This window comes from Streptosporangium minutum (assembly GCF_002149035.1).
Classification (GTDB): domain Bacteria; phylum Actinomycetota; class Actinomycetes; order Streptosporangiales; family Streptosporangiaceae; genus Streptosporangium; species Streptosporangium minutum.
The window spans coordinates 1-18,731 of sequence record NZ_NGFP01000186.1 but is presented as its reverse complement, the minus strand read 5'-3'; the positions used below and the strand labels follow the sequence as shown (position 1 = coordinate 18,731).

Here is an 18,731-nt window from a genome sequence, read left to right as displayed (position 1 = left end):
GCGTCTCGCGGCCCGGGTCCTGCGGGGCGGACGGGAAGGTCTTCCGGCCGCGATCCCCTGGGGCGGGCGGGAGCGTCTCGCGGCCCGGGTCCTGCGGGACGGACGGGAACGTCTCCTGGTCGCGACCCTCCGGAACGGGGGGAAGCGTGTGCCGGTCCGTGCCGGTGGGCGGGACGGACGCCGGCCCGCCGCCGGCGCGGCCCTTCACGGGGGCGACCGCGGCCCGCAGGACCTCCCGCGCCGCGTCGGCGGCCGGCACCCCGGCCCTGATCAGCCGGTTCATCTCCTCAAGCCGCCGCAGGTCGCCCGCGTCGTAGCGGCGGTGCCCGCCCGGGCTGCGGCGGCTCGGCCCGATCCCGTAGCGCAGGTTCCAGGTGCGCAGGGTGGGAGCGGGCACGCCGAGCCGCCGGGCGACGGCCCCTATGCCGTAACCCGGCTCCTCCTCGGCGGTCACCTGACCCTGCTCGTCCATCCTCGGCTCACCCCATGCCCACGATCGCCTTACCAGCCTGCCAGGCAGTACGGGTGGTTCATCCCCCTGAACCCTTCTTTCGGGCGGCGGGCGCCGGCGGATGCAACCGCCGGCGCCGCGATCTCGAACCACCCTGTGATGGATACCGTCATTGTGCTGTTCAATCGCGATCTCCGGGTGCACGACCACCCGGCGCTGGCAGCCGCGTGCGCGAACGCGTGGCGTGTGGTGCCCCTGTTCGTGATCGGCCCCCGCGTGCCCGCGGGGCAGCGGGCCGGCTTCCTGGCCGAGTCCCTCGCCGACCTGCGCGGGTCGCTCCGGGAGCGGGGCGGTGACCTGGTGATCCGCAGGGGTGACCCGGTGGCCGAGACGCTCCGGCTCGCCCGCGAGCTCCCGGCCCAGGCCGTCTACGTCAGCGCCGACGTCAGCGCGCTCGCGCGGCGCAGGGAGCGGCGGCTCGCCGAGGAGTGCGAGCGGCACCGGATGGAGTTCCGTGCCTTCCCCGGCGTGACGATCGTGCCGCCGGACGCGCTCCGGCCTTCCGGCGGCGGCGACCACTACCGGGTCTTCACGCCCTACTGGCGGGTCTGGAGCAGGCAGCCGCGCCGGGAGGTGCTGAGGGCTCCCGGAAGAGTGCGGATCCCCGAGGGATTGGCGACCGGCCCGCTGCCGGTGGCCGGGCACGAGCCCCACGGGCTGTTCAGGGGCGGCGAGACGGTGGCGCGCGAGCGCATGAGGCAGTGGCTGAAATACTGCGTCGAGGACTACGCCGACGGCCACGACGACCTGGCCGGGAACCGCACCTCCAAGCTCAGCCCCTACCTGCGCTTCGGCTGCCTGTCACCGCTGGAGCTGGAGTCGCTGTCGGAGAACGGCGACGACTTCGTCAGGCAGCTCTGCTGGCGTGACTTCTTCCACCAGGTGACGCGGGCCTTCCCGCGCATCAACCGCGACGACTACCGCTCGCGGGGGCAGGAGTGGCGTGACGACGAGGACGCGGCGCAGGCCTGGAAGGAGGGCAGGACCGGCGTGCCGATCGTGGACGCGGGCATGCGGCAGCTGCTCGCCGAGGGGTGGATGCACAACCGGGCCCGCATGGTGACGTCGTCGTTCCTGGTCAGGCGGTTGCGGGTGGACTGGCGGGTGGGAGCCGGGCACTTCTTCGACCTGTTGCTCGACGGCGACGTGTCCAACAACTACGGCAACTGGCAGTGGGTGGCCGGGACCGGCAACGACACCCGGCCCAACCGGATCGTCAATCCCGTACGGCAGGCGAGGCGGTTCGACCCGGAGGGCGAGTACATCCGGCGCTACCTGCCCGAGCTGGACGCCGTGCCGGTAAAGATGATCTACGAGCCATGGCGCATGTCCACGGGGATCAGGGGTTATCCCGCCCCGCTGGTCTCGATGGACTGACGGGTCCTTCCCCGGAGGGGAAGAAGGCTCCGCCTCCCCGCGCCGAAAGGGGGCTGTCGCGGCGGTGCGTGAGCTCTCGCCCACCTCGGGGAAGAACAAGAGCTCTTGCGGCACACGAGCTACATCCGGGTCCGCGCGTACGCCTGCAGTGCGTCGCGGACGAACATCGCCCCCGCGGCGTCGTCGTACATGCCCGCGAAACGGGGGTCGTCGACGAACATGTCCCCCACGCCCTTCACCATCTCGATCGAGCGCTCCCGGTCGCCCTCGGCCGTGGGGGTGCCCGGGACCTGGCTCAGCCACTGGACGTGCCTGGCGGCCAGTGACCGAGCGTGTTCCGACGTCGGGGAAACCCCGGCCTTCGCCGCGGCGACCCAGGCGGCCACGAGGTCCTCGCTGGCCTGCTTCCAGGCCAGCTGCTGGTCAAGGGTCTTGCCGTGCCACCAGTCGTTGCTCACCTGGAACGCGTGCTCGCCCCAGCGTGAGATCACCTCGTCCTTGTAGTGGTCGTTGAACCCCGCCAACATCACGTCCATCCGCGGTTCCACCCCCGCCTGCAGGGCCTCGAGCGTGTGACGCACAGACCGGATCTGCCGTTCGACGCGGTCCCGTTCCTCCTCCAGCGCGGCGATGTGCGCCCGGAGTCCGTCATGCTCGTCCACCTCCTCGGCCAGGACCTCGGCGATGGCCGGCAGGCCCATCCCGAGCCGGCGCATGAGCAGGATCCGCTGCAGCCGGGCGACCGCGCCGAGGTCGTAGTAGCGGTAGCCGTTCGCGCCGAGCCGGGACGGGGCCAAGAGCCCGACGCGGTCGTAGTGACGCAGAGTACGGCTGGTGATGCCGGCCCTCGCCGCGAGCTCTTGGATCGTCCACTCCATCGTTCCAGTGTTACCCGCGGCGGAGCGTGGTCGCGATGATCTCCGAGCTGTCGGCGTGCAGGGCCTGCGCCGCCGTCTGCCCGGTCGCCGCCAGGTAGGCGTCGACCAGCCGGTTGCCCGCGGCGTACCCGGCGCCCATCGGCAGTCCTACCGGGGTGACACCGAGGTGCTCGGCGCCGGGGTCGCCGTGCACCCAGGCGGTGAAGTTCTCCATGCCTGTCACGTCGAGCCCGGTGAGCACCTTGGCGAAGACCTCGTCGTCGTGCAGGTGCGGCACGCCGATGCGGGCGTAGCCGAGCTCGTCACCGTAGAGCCGGCGGGCGAAGGCGTCGGCCAGGCCCTCGCCGACGATGTGCTCGCCGACGGTGACGGTCATCGGGTCCCACACCACCCCGCCCGGGCTCCATCGCAGGTTGTGGTGCAGTTCGTGTACGACGGTGGCCTCCAGCCGCTCCACGTTCTCGGGGAAGGGCCAGAACGTGATGGCGATGTTGCCCGAGATGCCGCCGAACCCGGTCAATCCTTTGCAGGGACCCATGAAGTGCTTGTCAGCCGGATCGCCGAGGACGGACAGCACGGTGATGTCCGGGGCCTCCAGCCCCGGCGTCGCCTCCAGCAGTACGGCCAGAGCGTCGTCGAGGGCGCGTTGCATCCGCTCCCAGGCCCCGGCCGCCGCCAGGGTTTCGAGCGCGTCGAGGCAGCGCTCCTCGTCGCGGTCGATGGGGAACCCGGACGATTGGAGGTGCACGGCGACCAGGTCGAGCTCGCCGGGGTGGTAGCGGTACATGCCCCTGTTGGCCTCCAGCATCGAACGCAGCAGGTCAACGCGGTCCGCGACCGGGGCCAGCAGGATCCGCCGCATGGCGGAGTAGGTGTCGAGAACAGTGATGGACATGGCCTCGATGCTAGAAGTTGACGCAGCGTCAAGGTCAAATCAGCGGCGCTCTTCGTCGAGGTACGGCCGGCATGCCGTCACCCGGTCCCGTCATGACCGGCGGTTCGCCGCTGCGATGCCCCGTTCCGCCCCACGGGGGCGGCGTATATCGGACGGAACGATCTGCCCTCTTCGCGCGTCGCAAATGTGTGATCTCCTTCGACAGCATGGATGACGACCTGCGCGCCGCCCGTGACCGGGTGCGGCGGCTGGAACAACTGACCAGGCAGCGTCAGGCGGTGGCCGTACAGCTCGACGAGGTCGGGCGGCTCATCGGCGACCTGGAGGCCGGGCTCGCCAAGGAGGAGCGCGACGTCTCCAGGCTGGAGGGCGGCGGCTTCGCGGCGTTCCTGTCCGGCCTTACCGGTTCCAAGGAAGAGAAGCTCGCCAGGGAGCGGGCCGAGGCGCAGGCCCTGCGGCAGCGCCTGGACGGGCAGCGGACCCGTCTCGGATGGCTCCAGGCCGACCGGGTGGCCGTGGAGAACGGCCTGGCCGAGGTCGCCACGGCCCGCGAGGAGTTCGCCGCGCTGCTCGAACGCAAGGAGCGGTCACTGGTCGAGTCGGCCGACCCCCGGGGGCGCGAGCTCGCCGAGATCGGCCGGCGGCTCGCCGACACCCACGCCGACCTCCGCGAGCACGAGGAGGCCCACCTGGCCGGTGTCGCCGCCGGCCAGGCGGTCGGTCAGGTCCTGCGCTGCCTCGGCGGCGCCCGTGGCGCGTCCACCTGGGACATGCTGGGCGGCGGCGGCTTCGCGGACATGGTGGAGCACGGCCACATGCGCGACGCGGACGAGGCGGCCTGGCACGCCCAGCGCGCCCTGGACGCCTTCTCCCGCGAGCTCGCCGACGTCGGGGTACACGTCAGTCCCCAGCTGCCCGAGGTGGACACCCGCTGGTTCGCCGACGTGTTCTTCGACAACATCATCACCGACGCGATCAAGCACCAGCGGATCGCCCGCACCGGCGAGGCCGTCACCGAGGTCGCCCGGTGGGTGAGCGGCACGGTCGACGACCTGGCCGCCCGGCTCGGCGAGCTGACGCGCCACCGTGACTCCCTCGTCGCCCGCCGCGAGGACGTTCTCACCGGTTGACGAGAAGACCCGCCGGGTGGGCTGACGGGACCGGCCAACGGTGGGAAGCTCGGGGCTGCAGGCATCGCACCGTCTCGATGGAGGGCAGCATGTCCACGCCTCTTGTGGTTCCGTTCCTTCGATACCAGGATGCCCCGGCCGCCATCGAGTGGCTGGGCAAGGTCTTCGGCTTCCGGCCGGTGCTCACGCTCCCCGGCGGGAAAGGCGGCGTCGGATACGCCCGGCTCGCGCTGGGCGACGCCGTGGTCATGCTGGCCTCGGTCCGCGACAGCGAGCCGTACCTGCGCAGCGCCCTGGACCTACCGGCGGTCAGCCAGGGGGTGTTCGTCGTGGTGGAGGACCTGGAGGCCCACTACGAGCAGGCCAGCGCCATGGGCGCGGAGATCGTGCTGGACATCGAGGCCACCCCCGAGGGCACCAGGGTCTACCTGGCCTTCGACCTGGAAGGTCAACTCTGGGCCTTCGGGGACGGCTTCGTCGTCGACGGCTGACCTCAGTGCTTGTGGTCGTGACCGTGCTCGTGGTCGTGGTCGTGCTCGTCTTCCTCGTCCGAGGGGCCCTCGGAGGGCTCCACGCCCAGCACGGCCTCGCGGGGCTCGATCTGCTCGACGTGCTCGATCAGCCCCAGGACGTGGTCCGGCTCGATGAGCCACTGCAGCGCCGTGGCGCCGCTGTCGTCGGCGGAGACCATCTCCGCCTGCTCCCTGCGCTCGTCGTCGTCCAGGTCGGCGTCCGGGTGGTTGATCTCCTTCAGTGCGGCGGCCTGGAGAGCGCCGATGTCCTGCACCTCCACAGTCAGCTCAACCGTCAGACGCAGATAGCGTTCAGTGCCCGATTCATCACTCATGGTGGAAATCCTAGTGCCCTTGGGAGGTGGGATCGGCCTAGGGGAGCTTCCACTCCACCGGCGTCGTGCCCTGCTGCTCAAGGAGCTCGTTGGCCCGGCTGAACGGCCGTGAGCCGAAGAACCCGCTCCGGGCCGACAGGGGACTCGGGTGGGCCGACTCGATGGCCGGGACGTCGCCGAGCATCGGGCGCAGGTTGCGGGCGTCGCGGCCCCAGAGGATCGCGACCATCGGCTTGTCGCGCGCGGCGAGCGCCTTGATGGCCTGCTCGGTGACCTCTTCCCAGCCCTTGCCCCGGTGTGAGGCGGGCTTGCCCGGCATGACGGTGAGCACCCTGTTGAGCAGCAGCACGCCGTGCTCGGTCCAGGGGGTCAGGTCGCCGTTGCTCGGCATGGGCAGCCCGAGGTCCTCGGTGAGCTCCTTGTAGATGTTGCGCAGGCTCCCCGGGATGGGCCGCACGTCGGCGGCCACCGAGAAGCTCAGGCCGATCGGGTGACCCGGCGTGGGATAGGGATCCTGGCCGACGATCAGCACCTTGACCTGGTCAAAGGGCTGTTGGAAGGCGCGGAGCACATTCGGTCCCGAAGGGAGGTACTGCCGGCCTTCGGCGACCTCCTTCCGGAGGAAGTCGCCCATGGCGGCGATCTTCTCGGAGACGGGTTCCAGGGCCGTGGCCCACCCGGCTTCCACGACTTCGTTCAAAGGACGTGCGGACATGCCGAAAACTCTATCGATGTTTGAGGTCCGGTACGGCTTGCACTCGAAATCCGGGCAAGCCGTACCGGACCTGCCCCTTTATTTCACCGAGCCGGCCATCATGCCCTGCACGAAGTACCGCTGGAAGGCGAAGAACAGCACCAGCGGGATGATCAGCGACAGGAAGGCGCCAGGCGCCAGGATGTCGACGTTGGTGCCGAACTGCCGCATCTGGGACTGCAGGGCCTTGGTCATCGGCTGGTTTCCGGAGTCGGCGAAGACCAGGGCGACGAGCAGGTCGTTCCAGACCCAGAGGAACTGGAAGATGCCGAGCGAGGCGACCGCGGGCTTGGCCAGCGGGAACACCACGGTCGAGAAGATCTTCCACTCACCCGCGCCGTCCATCCGCGCCGCCTCCAGCAGCGAGCGTGGGATGCCCGCGAAGAAGTTGCGCAGCAGGAAGATGGCGAAGGGGAGGCCGAAGGCGACGTGGAAGAGCACCACGCCGGCGATGGAGCCGAAGATCCCGAGGGTGCCGTAGAGCTTGGCGATCGGGATCAGCGCGATCTGGATCGGCACGACCAGCAGGCCGACCACCACCAGGAACAGCCCGTCCCTGCCGGGGAACTCCATCCAGGCGAAAGCGTAGGCCGCCATGGCCGCGATGCCGATCACCAGGAGGGTCGTGGGCACCGTGATGAACACGGTGTTCCAGAACGACGCGGTGAACCCGGTGGCCAGCAGGTCGGAGTAGCTCTTGAGGGTCAGCTCGGCCGGTTTGGTGAACGCCGTCCACCAGCCGGTGGAGTTGTTGGCCGTCTCCTCGCGGATCGAGACCACGAACAGGCCCAGGGTGGGGACCAGCCAGAACACGCCGATCAGCACCAGCGCGGCCTGGACGAGGCCGCCGCCGACCCGGTCCACGATCCGGCCGAGGGTACTCCGGGGCGGGGCGCCGAGAGTGGAGGTGGTCACTGGTTGTCCCTCCTGAACCGGCGGATGTTGATAATCATGAAGGGCAGGACGAGGATCAGCAGGAAGATGGCCAGCGCGCTGCCCAGCCCCTGGTTGCCGCCGCCGCCGAAGGAGACCCGCCACATCTCCAGCGCGATCACGTTGGCCTGCGGCTGCACCGAGCCCGGCGCGATGACGAAGACCAGGTCGAAGACCTTCAGGGTGTTGATGATCATTGTGACGAACACGACGAGCAGCACCGGGGAGAGCAGCGGGATGGTGATCTTGCGGAACACCTGCCATTCGGTGGCGCCGTCGATGCGGGCCGCCTCCAGCGCGTCCCGCGGGATGGCCGCGAGCCCCGCCGCGATCAGGACCATGGAGAACCCGGCCCACACCCAGATGAACGCGCCGATGATCGCCGGGGTGATCAGCGTCGGGCCCAGCCAGGAGACCCCGGTGAAGCCCGCCTCGAAGTTCGACTGCGGCAGCCGTACCGTGTAGTCGCCCGGAGCGAGTCCGGCGAAGCGGAAGGTTCCGTCGGCCTCGGTGCTGGCGGTGGCCTTGACGGCGCCGTTCTGCACCGCCTCGACCGTCACCCCGGCCAGGGCCTTCTCGGTGCCGTCCACCTGGTTGAGCGCGCCGCCGCCGCCCTGGGTGAAGTCCACCCACACGGTTCCGGCGAGTTCGCCCGGACCCGGCTGGACGGCCTTCGCCGTCGCGGCCGAGGCCAGGGTGTCGGGCTTCACGCCCACCAGCGGGATGAGCACGGCCTGCCCGGGCTTGGCGGGCTGCTTGGTCACCACCGCGCCCTGCTGGGCGGTCACCGGCGCCTGGTCGTTCTCCCTGGGGCGGGCGTCCGGGTAGCCCTGGTTGGAGCCGAAGAGACCGTCCACCGAGCTGATCACGGCGTTGGCCACGCCGCGGTCCGGTGCCTGCTCGTAGACCAGGCGGAAGATGACGCCCGAGGCCATCAGGGAGACGGCCATCGGCATGAACACGATCAGCTTGAACGCGGTGGCCCAGCGGATCCGCTCGGTCAGCACCGCGAAGATCAGTCCGACCGCGGTGACCAGGGCGGGAGCCACCACGACCCAGATCAGGTTGTTCCTGATCGTGGTCAGGGTGGAGGAGTCACTGAAGATCGCCGCGTAGTTGTCCGCGCCGACGAAGGTGTCGCCGGTCGCGTCGTAGAAGCTGCGGAAGATCGAGTAGATGATCGGGTAGATCACCATCGCGCCGAGCAGGAGGGCTCCCGGCAGCAGGAACCAGATCGCCATCGTGGGCGGCGGCCCCAGCTTGGAGGGGCCGCCCGGAACCGCTGCCGGCGCCGGGCCGGCGGCGGTGCTCTTCGCGGGGGAGGTCTTGCCCGGCTCCGCGTCCGCGTCAGCCGGGGGTGGGGGCCCGTCGCTCAGGTCGAGGGAGGCCCCATGGGCTTCGTTCGGTCCGGAGGAGGAGCCGCGGGCGGCGTCGCCGCCGCCGCGCGGATCCTGCGGGCCGTCTAACCGGTCGGTCACGGCCTCTCCCCTTTACTTCCAGGCCTTCTTGGCCTCGTCCTCAAGCTTGGACTGGATGTCCTTGATCTTGGACGGGTCGCGGACGAAGTCCTGCAGGAGCTTCCACTCGCCCTTGCCGTCGGTGCCGCCGAAGGCGCTGGGCGCCAGGTCGGACATGTCGTAGCGGACGGCGTCACCGGCGGAGATGATCGTCTGCGCGAGCTTCTTGGTCAGCTCGGCCGGGTAGTTGTCAGGCGAGACGTTGCGGTTGGGGGAGAGGTAGCCGGGGAGCTTCGCCCAGATCTCGCCGCCCTCCTTGGAGGCGAGGAACTCCAGCAGCGCCATCGCGCCCTTGGAGTCCTTCAGCACCACCGCGATGTCGCCGCCCAGCACGACCGGCTCGGTGTCGCCGGCCTTCGGGAACGCGAAGTACTTGGCCTCCTCGCCGAGCTTCGCGCCGGACTCCTCGGCCGTGGTGCCCACGAAGTCGGCCTCGATGACCATCGCCGACTTGTCCTGGCCGTAGACCTGGGTCACGCAGGTCGGGAAGTCGGTCTGCAGGGCGCCGGAGGTGCCGCCGAGCAGGAACTCCTTCTTGCCGACGAGCTGCCCGATCTTCTCCAGCGCGGTGGTCACGCTGGCGTCGGTCCAGGGGATCTCGTGCTTGGAGAGCTTGGTGTAGTTCTCCGGGCCCGCGCTGGACAGGTAGACGTTCTCGAACAGGTCGGTCAGGGTCCAGCCGGACGCGCCGCAGAGGGCGAAGGGCGGGGTGCCGGAGTCGGCGACGGCCTGGGCGGTCTTGACGAGCTCGTCCCAGTTGGTCGGCGGCTGCGCCCCGGCGTCCTGGAAGGCCTGGTCGCGGTACCAGATGAGCGACTTGTGGGCCGCCTTCACCAGCACGCCGTAGGCCTGGCCGTCGGCGGAGCCGAGCTCCTTCCAGTACGGGGTGTAGTTGTCGTCGATCTGCTTGAGCACCTCGGGGGCGAGGGGCTTGAGCGCCTTCTGGTCGGCGTACTGCTGGACCAGGCCCGGCTGGGGGAGGATCGCGATGTCCGGCGGGTTGCCGCCCTGGATGCGCGGGCCGAGGTAGGCGCCGGTGTCCTCGCCGGTGGAGGCGTAGGTGACCTTGGCGCCGGTCTTGGCCTCGAACGCCTTGAGCACTTCCTGGAAGTTGGTCTGCTCGGCGCCGGTCCACTTGGCGGCGACCTCGACGGTCACGCCCTCAAGGGTCTTGGCGGCCGGGGCGGCGGCCGAGGAGCTGCTGCTCGCGGCGGGGGAGGCGCCGGTCTCGGAGGACTGGCCGCACGCGGCGAGGGCGAGTGCCAGTCCCGCCGTCGTCACTGTCGCGATGGTTTTACGCATGCTGAACAAACCTCCTGTGCTGTCGGAGTTCCCGATATGTCCGGGGGGACGGGGGCGACAGCTCAATACGGACTGAGAATGGGGGGACATTTGACCTGGATCGAGGGTGGGGATGACCCTCGGTCCGGATCGGTGGACCGGGGGCGGGGATGACCCTCGGTCTGGAACGGCAATGGGGATGACGGCCTCACCCGGGGGGATCGCCCCCGGGTCACTGAGCCCGGATGATCTCGTTGAGCTGGCCCTTCATGGAGGTGACGACATCGTCGCCCGCCTCCGTGAAGGGTGGGGTGAGAGCGTTGGAGACCGCACTGGCGATCACCAGGCTCACCTGGTTGTAGTTGGCGCTCGCCGGTCTCGGCCGCGCGGAGAGGATGCTCTGCTTGAGGACCGGCAGGTAGGGGAAACGCTTGATCAGGTCGGGGTCGTCGTACAGCTCGGCCCACACGGGTGGGAACGAGCCGTCGGCGAGCACCCGTCGCTGGTTCTCCAGGCCGGTGAAGTAGCGGATGAACTCCACCGCCGACTTCTGCCGCTTGGAATATGCGCTGAGCGCGAGGTTGACCCCGCCCAGCGAGCTGGAACCCGGGCCGTTCAGCCCGGGAAGGCGGGTCACCCCGAACTTGTCACCGACCGCCGAGGTGGTGGCCGGGCCGTAGGCGTGCGGCCAGTTGCGGGCGAAGGCCAGCCGGCCCTCCTGGAAGGCCAGCCGTGACTCCTCCTCCTTGAAGGAGAGCGACTCCTGGGGGATCCATCCCTCCCGGAAGCCGCCGGCCAGGAAGTCCAGGCCGGTCTTGGCCCTGGCCACGTCCATGGTCACCTGCGTGCCGTCCCGGCTGAGGATCTGGCCGCCCGCCGACTGCACGGCCTCGGCGAAGTTGACGGTCAGCCCCTCGTAGGCGAGGAACTGGCCGGCGTAGCCGCCGATGTCATACTTGTCGTGCAGCGTCCGGGCCTGCTCGCGCAGCTCCGCCCAGGTCGTGGGCGGCTTGAAGCCCTGCTTGGCGAGCAGGTCCTTGCGGTAGTAGAGCAGTCCGGCGTTGCTGGTGTAAGGCACCGCCCAGAGCTTGTCCTGGTAGACCGCCGTGTCCACGACCGGCGGAAGGAACCGGTCCAGCGGGAACGCGCCGCGCTCGAGCGGCAGGATCCAGCCGGCGTCGGCGAACTCCGCCGTCCAGACCACGTCGAGGCCGAGCACGTCGTAGCGGTCGCTTTTGGCCTGCAGGTTGGCGACCATCTGCGCGCGCTGCTCGTCGGCCGCCTCGGGGAGTTCGAGCAGGGTCACGCGTTCCCCGGGGTGGGTCTCGTTCCACCGGTCGAGCAGCGGTTGCAGATAGCCGGTCGTGTCGCGTCCGGTCACCAGGGTGAACGGACCGCTCCCGCCGAATCGCTCCGTCTTCTGTGCCACCGCCGTCGAGCATCCCGCCGTGACCAGCACGGCGAGCGCGACGGGGAGCAGACGGCGCATCGGTTGCCTCCAGGTTTCAGAGCGGTTACATACGTGTTAGGTAGATGCATGCATGTTATGCACAGCGCTAATGTGGACGTCAACGGATAGCCACATAACGCTCACGTAACGAGCACTCCGAGGAGGTGGGGCGTGAGGCAGTCGCTGCTGGCGCTCCTCGCGAAGGAACCTGCCCACGGATATGAGCTGAAACAGGCGCTGGAACAGATCTTCGGCAGCGCCTACCCGTCGCCGAACATCGGGCAGATCTACGTCACGCTCAGCCGGTTGGAGAAGGACGGGCTGGTGCGCGTCGTGGACGTGGAGCAGTCCAACCGGCCGAACAAGAAGGTGTACTATCTGACCGCCGCAGGCCGGGAGGCCCTCGACGTGTGGGTGGACGAGCCCACCGAGGGGCCGCGGGTCCGGGACGAGTTCTTCATGAAGCTCGTGCTGGCCCCGATGACCGGCATCGCGGACCGGATGGCGCTGATCAGCCGCCAGCGCCGCCACTACCTCGCGCTCATGCGCGATCTCAACGAACTCGCTGAGCGGACCGACCAGGGGAATCGTGTCGCGCTCCTGCTGATCGAGGGGGCCATGTTGCACCTGCAGGCCGACCTCGACTGGCTCGAACGCTGTCAGGAGGACCTGTCGTGAGCCCACCCCCACCCCCCATCGTCAACACGGTCAATCTCGTGAAGATCTACCAGAACGGCGGTGTCCCGGTGCCCGCCGTACGGGGGGTGGATCTTCAGGTCGAGGCGGGGCAGTTCGTCGCCGTCATGGGGCCGTCGGGGTCGGGCAAGTCCACCCTGGTGCACATGATCGGGGGCCTGGACGCCCGGACCAGCGGCGAGATCTGGCTGGACGGCAAACGGGCCGACACGCTGAACGAGAGCGCCTGGGCGCTGCTGCGCCGGCAGAAGATCGGTTTCGTCTTCCAGTTCTTCAACCTGGTCGCCAACATGACCGTGGCCGACAACGTCGAGCTGCCCGCGCTGCTGGCCGGGGCCTCCCCGCGCGAGGCCCGCGAGCGACGGGAGTACCTCCTCGGGGAGCTCGGGCTGGCCGACCGCGCCGACGCCGCCCCCGCCCAGCTCGCGGGCGGCGAGCAGCAGCGGGTGGCACTGGCCCGCGCGCTGGCCAACAGGCCGAGCCTGCTGCTCGCCGACGAGCCCACCGGCAACCTCGACAGCCGCAACACCCGTGACGTGCTCCGCCTCCTCAGCGAGGTCCACCGCGACGGCCAGACCATCATCATGGTCACCCACGACGCCCGGGTGGCCAGCCTGGCCGACCGCGTGGTCTCCCTGCTCGACGGCGAGATCGTCGACGACGGGGCCGTCGGCCCGGCCCGCCGGCGGCCCAGGGCCACCGCGGGCGACGTCGTCGAGCTGAGGGGATAGCCGATGAGCACCGCTCCCACCGACGCCCGCCCGCACCCGGCGGGCCCGGACCAGGGGCCGGGATCCAGGACGTGAGCACCACCAGGGCCTCGATCAGATGGATCCGGGCCGACCTGAGGGTCCGGCGGGGACAGGCGCTGCTCACGGTGCTCGCGGTGGCGGGGATCGTCACGGCGCTGATCACCGCGGCGACCCTGCTGGAGGACGGCACCAACCCGTGGCGGGGGCTGTTCGCCGAGTCCCGGGGCGCGCACGTGTGGATCCACACCAAGGACGCCCCGGACGTGACCGCGCTGTCGCGGCTCCACGGGGTGACCCAGGTGGCGGGGCCGTACCGCACGGCGCCGGTGATGCTCACGATGGACGGCAAGAAGTCCCCCGTGGCACTGCGGGGGATGCAGGTGAGGCCGCCCTCCGTGGCCGCGCCGCTGATCCGTGAAGGGCGCTGGCTGCGCTCCGGCGACGTCGACGGCGTCGTCGTCGAGCGCTCCTTCGCCGAGGCGCTCGGCCTGCGGGTGGGCGGCCCCTTCACCGTCACCGCGCTCAGCGGCGCCTCCCACCCGCTGGTCGTGGTCGGCCTGGCCGACACCGCCGACCAGGGCTTCTACCCCGAGTGGACCCCCGGCCTGGCCTGGACCCTGACCACCACCCTCGCCAGGGTCGAGCCCGCGCTGGGCCGCAGCGAGTCGGTCACCGGCCTCCGGCTGGCCGACGGCGAGGACACGCTGCCGGTCGCGCACGGCGCGGTGACCCTGCTGGCCGAGAAGATCCAGCGCATGTCCACCTGGCGCGAGGTCCGCGCCTCCATGGAGCTGGACAACCGGCTGCTCGGCCTGCTGCTGGCGCTGTTCGGCGTCACCGGGCTGGTCGCCGCGGCGCTGGCCATCGTCAACGTGGTGGGCGGCCGCGTGCTCACCCAGACGCGCGACATCGCCACCCTGAAATCCCTGGGCTACACCCGGAGCCAGATCTTCGGCCTGCTCATGGCGGAGCACGGCGCGCTGGGCCTGCTCGGCATCGCCGTCGGGCTGGTCTGCGGCCAGATCGCCTCCTCGTTCGCGCTGGACGGCATGCCGATCCTGCCGCTGTCGTCGGTCCCGCTGCTGTCGATCATCGGCGGCACCGCCGCGGTGGTCCTTGTCGCGGTGGCTCTGCCGGCCTGGCGGGGCGGACGCACCCCGCCGATCCCCGCGGCGCCCGCCGCGCCGCCGAAGGGCCGCCTGTCGCGGGTCGCCAGGCTCGCCCTTCTCGTACGGCTGCCGCCTGCCCTCGTGCTGGGCACCCGTGACGCCTTCACCAGGCGTGTCCCCGCGTTCCTGAGCATCTTCGGCCTCGCCGTCCCGATGATGATGATCACGATCGGCCTGGGCGTCTGGGCCACCCTGGACGACTTCCTGCACCACCCCGAACAGGTCGGCCAGGCGGCGGCGCTGACCGTCCGCCCCGACAAGCTCACCCCCGAGGACGCCGCGCGGATCGTCGGGGCCGACCCGGAGGTGCAGGCCGCCTACCCGGGCAGCGAGGTGTCCGCGCTGGAGCCGGAGCAGACCAGGAGCGTGCTGGCCCGTGCCGTGGGCACCTCCGCCCAGCCCTACCCCTTCTCGGTGGTGGAGGGGCGGATGTTCGCCGGGCGGGGCGAGGCCGTCGCCGGTCAGGGACTGCTCGATCTGCTGGGGGTGAAGATCGGCGACCGGGTCCGGATGACGGTCGGCGGCACGCCGCTGATCGTGCACATCGTGGGCCGGGTGGTGGAGCCCGACCAGGACGGCGAGGTGCTCTCCCTCGGGCTGGACAGCCTGGCCGCCAAGGACGCGGTGCCGCCGCAGTTCTACAGCCTGGTGCTCAGGCCGGGGGCCGACCCGGCCGCGGTCCGGGCCCGGCTGCTGGCCGCCTCGGACGAGGGGCTGGAGGTGCATCGGGTGGTCAACCCGGCCGAACGGCTTGAGGTCGTCCGCGTGCTGATCGTGGCGCTGATCGCCGTGCTCGCCCTGCTCGGCCTGGCCAACCTGCTGACCGCCAGCGCCCTGGGGCTGCGCGACCACGCGCTGGACCTGGCGGTGCTCAAGGCCATGGGACTCACCCCGGGGCAGGTGGCCGCCACCCTGGTCACCGGCACCGGGCTGCTCGTCGTGCTGGGCGTGTCCGCGGGCACCGCGGCCGGGGCGTCACTGGTCGGCGGCCTGATCGACCTGCAGGGGCACACCAGCGGCGTCGGCGCGGGCATCGGCCGTACCCCCTCGGCCCTGACGCTGCTGGTCGCGGTGCTGGTCGCGGTGGGGGCGGCCCTGCTGGTGACGTTGATACCGGCCCGCAGGGCCGTACGGGCCCAGATCCCGGTGGCCGTCAGGTAGGGGCCGATGATCCGGCCACCGGGACAGATGCGGACCGATCCCCGCCCGGCGGTCCGGAGTAACGATGGCTCCGAGCGATGAGACGGCTCCAGAGCGACGACGGACGGTGCGGCACGGCTGGGCCGTGCCGCACCGTCCGTCAAGGGGCCGGGCGGCTGAGGGGGTGTCTCAGCGGGTGTTGATGGAGAACCAGTAGAAGCCGTGACCCGGCAGGGTCAGCAGGTAGGGCAGGGTTCCGATCTGCGGGAACGGCACCCCGCCCCGGGCCTCGACCGGCGTCATGCCCTCGAAGCGGCGCAGGTCCAGCTCCACCGGCTGCGGGTACTTCGACAGGTTGTTGACGCACAGCATCACGTCGTCGCCGTCCTCGCGGACGAAGGACAGCACCGCCGGGTTGCCGGACCACAGCTCGCTGTAGACGCCGGTGCCGAAGACCGGGTGGTTGCGCCGGATCTCCAGCATCTTCCTGGTGAAGTGCAGCAGCGACGCGGGGTTCTTCTGCTGGGCCTCCACGTTGACCGCCTGGAAGCCGTAGATCGGGTCCATGACGGCCGGGAGGTAGAGGCGGCCCGGGTCGGCCTGGGAGAAGCCGGCGTTGCGGTCGGGGCTCCACTGCATCGGGGTGCGGACCGCGTCACGGTCCTCCAGCCAGATGTTGTCGCCCATGCCGATCTCGTCGCCGTAGTACATGACCGGCGAACCGGGCAGCGACAGCAGCAGCGCGGTGAACAGCTCGATCTGGTCCCGGTCGTTCTCCAGCAGCGGGGCCAGGCGACGCCGGATGCCCAGGTAGGCCCGCATGCGCGGGTCCTTGGCGTACTCGGCGTGCATGTAGTCGCGCTCCTCTTCGGTGACCGTCTCCAGGGTCAGCTCGTCGTGGTTGCGCAGGAAGATGCCCCACTGGGCGCTGTCCGGGAGCTTCGGCGTCCGCGACATGATCTCGGAGATCGGCTCGCGGCTGCCCCGGCGCACTGCCATGAAGATGCGCGGCATGAGGGGGAAGTGGAAGGCCATGTGGCACTCGTCGCCGCCCACCGACGGGTCGCCGAAGTACTCCACCACGTCCTCGGGCCAGCCGTTGGCCTCGGCCAGCAGCACCCGGTCGGGGTAGAGGCGGTCGACCTCGGCGCGGACCTTCTTCAGGTACGCGTGGGTCTCGGGCAGGCCGGAGCAGCTGGTGCCCTCGCGCTCGAAGAGGTACGGCACGGCGTCCAGGCGGAAACCGTCGATGCCCAGGTCCAGCCAGAACCGCAGGACCTCCAGCATGGCCTCCTGGACCGCCGGGTTGTCGTAGTTCAGGTCCGGCTGGTGGTGGAAGAACCGGTGCCAGTAGTACTGCTTGCGGACCGGGTCGTAGGTCCAGTTCGACTCCTCGGCGCCGATGAAGATGATCGGCGCGTCGGGGTAGCCGGTGGGCTCGTCGGACCAGACGTAGAAGTCGCCGTAGGGGCCTTCGGGGTCGTGCCGAGAGGCCTGGAACCACGGGTGCTTGTCGCTGGTGTGGTTCATCACCAGGTCGGTGATGATGCGCAGGCCCCGCTCGTGGGCCGACTCGATGAGCTGGATGAAGTCGCCGAGGTCACCGAAGTCGGGGAGGATCTTCATGTAGTCGGAGATGTCGTAGCCGCCGTCGCGGAGCGGCGACTCGTAGAGGGGGAGCAGCCAGAGGCAGTCCACACCGAGCCACTTGACGTAGTCGAGTTTCTCGATCAGGCCGCGCAGGTCTCCCGTGCCGTCTCCGTTGGAGTCCTTGAACCCCCGGACCAGCACCTCGTAGAAAACCGCCCGCTTGTACCACTGGGGATCCGCCGAGACGAAGTCTTCGGAAACAGGCTCCAGGTAGGGGGATGGGTTCATCGTGTTCTCGCTCACGGTGAGAAAGGGCAGGACGAAGTCACCGGATAGTCCGGCTGATGATGTTGGTGACCGCGCTGGCGGGAGCCGTCATCCCCACGTGCTCCATGCCCTCGGACAGACCGAATTTGTGATTCGGTCCTATCCGTTGTGGCGCTTTCTGGGCCGAACACTACCAGCCGTTCGAGCGCGTCGGAGCCCCTAAACATCTCCTCACGTCCCCACGCCACGGAATCTTCGCGAGCATCGCGCCGTCCACCCGTAATCGGGCTGTCGCATACTGTTCATTTCCGTGAAACGCGTCACACGCGACGGTGGTGACCTGGGCGTATGTACGGCGCGTGGGCTGCGGACGAGGCATCCGGATCCGGCCTCACAGGCACCCGGATCTCTGCCCGGCCGTCCGCGATGCGGGGTCGCCCGGGTTGTGCCCCCGAGGTTACGAGCCCACATTTCGACCATACCTGGTCACATGGGATGGCCTCGCCGGATCCGTTGTCGCCCCTTACCAGCTGAGGGGAGGGGGCGGAAATCGGGTCCAAGGGGTGAGGGTGGGTAGGTGGGCCTCGTAGTCGCCCAGCCAGGTCCCGAGCGGGACCAGGCTCCGCACCCAGAACCGGTCGTTCCAGCCGTTGAAGCGCGCCAGGGCGTCCGGGCCCTCGGCGACCACGGTGTGCAGCGGCTCCGACGGCGGGGCTTATTCGGTGAGATCGGTGACTTCGATCACGGTGATCTGGCCGGAGAGATCGCGGACCATGGCGTCCCAGCGAAGGTGGTCCATTGTCACGATAGGGCAGCCGTGGATGAGGGCCTCGGCGGCGATGTGCGCGTCCGTCAGGGAGCCGCAGGACTCCAGCTCGCGGCGCACACCGGCGAGCCAGATCGCCGCGTCCGCATGGGACAGGCCGGCGAGATGGACGGACTCCATTGTGCAGAGACCTCGGATGACCTCGGCTCCCTCGCCGACGCCCACCTCGATCGCCGCGCCGGTGGCGGCCAGGACGGGGACGACTATCGAGGTCTTGCCGGCGTCGAGGTGCTGAACCAGGCTGATGGCCGCCAGGTCGCCGCGAGCGCATTCCATGAGAACCGTCGCGTCGAGGACGACGGACCCCAAGGGCTCATCCGCCATTGAGAATCTCCATGAGTCTCGCCGCGCGGCGCCGTCCCAGTTCGTACGCTTCCGGGTCGGCTTTCGCCCGTTCCACGGCCTTTCGCCACGCGGTGGTGGCCGCCCGGTCGCGGGCAGCCTGCTGTGCCAGGGCGTCGTTGACGACGGAGGACACCGACTTCGCCTCGCCGCTGGCGACCTTCGCCTCGGCGTAGTCGAGCAGGTTGGGATCTACCGTGACGGTGATGGGCCGTTTCCTCATATGAGAATCATACGTGATGGTCACGGAGAGTTATAGTAGTGTCACGTTACCGTGTTGTCAGGGGAAAGCTGGATCCCGTCACCCCGTGATGACAACGGAGCATCCGCGCCATTGGGGCGGCAGATCAGGCCCAGGGCGGGGTGAGGGTGGGCA

19 protein-coding genes are annotated in these 18,731 nt (G+C 69.9%); 6 read left to right on the top strand and 13 right to left on the bottom strand.

Annotated elements, in window-relative coordinates:
- A partial coding sequence (locus CA984_RS31300) for a MerR family transcriptional regulator (RefSeq protein ID WP_133061829.1) occupies nt 1–472 on the bottom strand: 472 nt, incomplete at its 3' end.
- Between the two features lie 138 nt (nt 473–610).
- Between CA984_RS31300 and CA984_RS31295 the strand changes: the two genes are divergently transcribed.
- Nucleotides 611–1,888: a cryptochrome/photolyase family protein gene (locus CA984_RS31295; RefSeq protein ID WP_086577087.1), complete on the top strand. Its 1,278-nt coding sequence runs from the start codon at nt 611–613 to the stop codon at nt 1,886–1,888.
- A 119-nt stretch (nt 1,889–2,007) separates the two neighbouring features.
- On the opposite strand, the gene CA984_RS31290 is transcribed toward CA984_RS31295, so the two are convergent.
- Nucleotides 2,008–2,766, bottom strand: a complete 759-nt coding sequence (locus tag CA984_RS31290; RefSeq protein WP_086577086.1) for a MerR family transcriptional regulator — start codon at nt 2,764–2,766, stop codon at nt 2,008–2,010.
- A 10-nt stretch (nt 2,767–2,776) separates the two neighbouring features.
- Entirely contained in the window at nt 2,777–3,661 is an 885-nt protein-coding gene (locus CA984_RS31285; RefSeq protein WP_086577085.1) for a DUF2268 domain-containing putative Zn-dependent protease, read from the bottom strand.
- Nucleotides 3,662–3,867: 206 nt separating this feature from the next.
- Here CA984_RS31285 and CA984_RS31280 point away from each other — a divergent pair, with 206 nt between their 5' ends.
- Nucleotides 3,868–4,791 carry a hypothetical protein gene (locus tag CA984_RS31280; RefSeq protein ID WP_133061828.1) on the top strand — a complete coding sequence of 308 codons (924 nt, stop codon included), beginning with the start codon at nt 3,868–3,870 and terminating at the stop codon, nt 4,789–4,791.
- Nucleotides 4,792–4,880: 89 nt separating this feature from the next.
- The gene (locus CA984_RS31275) at nt 4,881–5,282 is read left to right on the top strand and encodes a VOC family protein (protein WP_165781483.1); all 402 of its coding nucleotides are present in this window, start codon (nt 4,881–4,883) and stop codon (nt 5,280–5,282) included.
- 2 nt (nt 5,283–5,284) lie between these two features.
- Here the strand turns inward: CA984_RS31275 and CA984_RS31270 are convergent, their stop codons facing one another.
- From CA984_RS31270 to CA984_RS31245, 6 genes are all read right to left on the bottom strand, one after another.
- On the bottom strand, nt 5,285–5,638 hold the full coding sequence (locus tag CA984_RS31270; protein WP_012888357.1) for a hypothetical protein: 354 nt from the start codon (nt 5,636–5,638) through the stop codon (nt 5,285–5,287).
- Nucleotides 5,639–5,675: 37 nt separating this feature from the next.
- Complete coding sequence (locus tag CA984_RS31265; protein WP_086577082.1) at nt 5,676–6,353, bottom strand: uracil-DNA glycosylase; 678 nt, start codon at nt 6,351–6,353, stop codon at nt 5,676–5,678.
- A gap of 78 nt (nt 6,354–6,431) precedes the next feature.
- Nucleotides 6,432–7,307, bottom strand: a complete 876-nt coding sequence (locus CA984_RS31260) for a carbohydrate ABC transporter permease (protein ID WP_086577081.1) — start codon at nt 7,305–7,307, stop codon at nt 6,432–6,434.
- Nucleotides 7,304–8,803, bottom strand: coding sequence for an ABC transporter permease subunit (locus CA984_RS31255; protein ID WP_086577080.1), 1,500 nt, complete (start codon nt 8,801–8,803; stop codon nt 7,304–7,306). The genes CA984_RS31260 and CA984_RS31255 overlap by 4 nt, the downstream gene beginning before the upstream one ends.
- A 12-nt stretch (nt 8,804–8,815) precedes the next feature.
- On the bottom strand, nt 8,816–10,144 hold the full coding sequence (locus CA984_RS31250; RefSeq protein ID WP_086577088.1) for an ABC transporter substrate-binding protein: 1,329 nt from the start codon (nt 10,142–10,144) through the stop codon (nt 8,816–8,818).
- A 211-nt stretch (nt 10,145–10,355) separates the two neighbouring features.
- Nucleotides 10,356–11,612 (bottom strand): ABC transporter substrate-binding protein, encoded by a 1,257-nt coding sequence (locus tag CA984_RS31245; protein WP_086577079.1) that lies wholly within the window; start codon nt 11,610–11,612, stop codon nt 10,356–10,358.
- A 132-nt stretch (nt 11,613–11,744) separates the two neighbouring features.
- Here CA984_RS31245 and CA984_RS31240 point away from each other — a divergent pair, with 132 nt between their 5' ends.
- From CA984_RS31240 to CA984_RS31230, 3 genes are all read left to right on the top strand, one after another.
- Nucleotides 11,745–12,251, top strand: coding sequence for a PadR family transcriptional regulator (locus tag CA984_RS31240; protein ID WP_086577078.1), 507 nt, complete (start codon nt 11,745–11,747; stop codon nt 12,249–12,251).
- On the top strand, nt 12,248–13,000 hold the full coding sequence (locus CA984_RS31235) for an ABC transporter ATP-binding protein (protein WP_086577077.1): 753 nt from the start codon (nt 12,248–12,250) through the stop codon (nt 12,998–13,000). Before CA984_RS31240 ends, CA984_RS31235 begins: the two co-directional genes overlap by 4 nt.
- Before the next feature lie 71 nt (nt 13,001–13,071).
- Nucleotides 13,072–15,351 (top strand): FtsX-like permease family protein, encoded by a 2,280-nt coding sequence (locus CA984_RS31230; protein ID WP_086577076.1) that lies wholly within the window; start codon nt 13,072–13,074, stop codon nt 15,349–15,351.
- A 168-nt stretch (nt 15,352–15,519) separates the two neighbouring features.
- Here the strand turns inward: CA984_RS31230 and treS are convergent, their stop codons facing one another.
- The 4 genes from treS to CA984_RS31210 all read right to left on the bottom strand — a co-directional run bounded on the left by treS (nt 15,520) and on the right by CA984_RS31210 (nt 18,578).
- On the bottom strand, nt 15,520–17,208 hold the full coding sequence (gene treS, locus CA984_RS31225) for a maltose alpha-D-glucosyltransferase (RefSeq protein ID WP_086577075.1): 1,689 nt from the start codon (nt 17,206–17,208) through the stop codon (nt 15,520–15,522).
- A gap of 502 nt (nt 17,209–17,710) precedes the next feature.
- Nucleotides 17,711–17,875: a hypothetical protein gene (locus CA984_RS31220; RefSeq protein WP_242676276.1), complete on the bottom strand. Its 165-nt coding sequence runs from the start codon at nt 17,873–17,875 to the stop codon at nt 17,711–17,713.
- 27 nt (nt 17,876–17,902) lie between these two features.
- A complete protein-coding gene (locus tag CA984_RS31215; protein ID WP_086577074.1) occupies nt 17,903–18,337 on the bottom strand; it encodes a PIN domain-containing protein in 435 nt (144 codons plus the stop codon).
- Nucleotides 18,327–18,578 carry a hypothetical protein gene (locus CA984_RS31210; RefSeq protein WP_086577073.1) on the bottom strand — a complete coding sequence of 84 codons (252 nt, stop codon included), beginning with the start codon at nt 18,576–18,578 and terminating at the stop codon, nt 18,327–18,329. Before CA984_RS31210 ends, CA984_RS31215 begins: the two co-directional genes overlap by 11 nt.
- Nucleotides 18,579–18,731 lie beyond the last annotated feature (153 nt).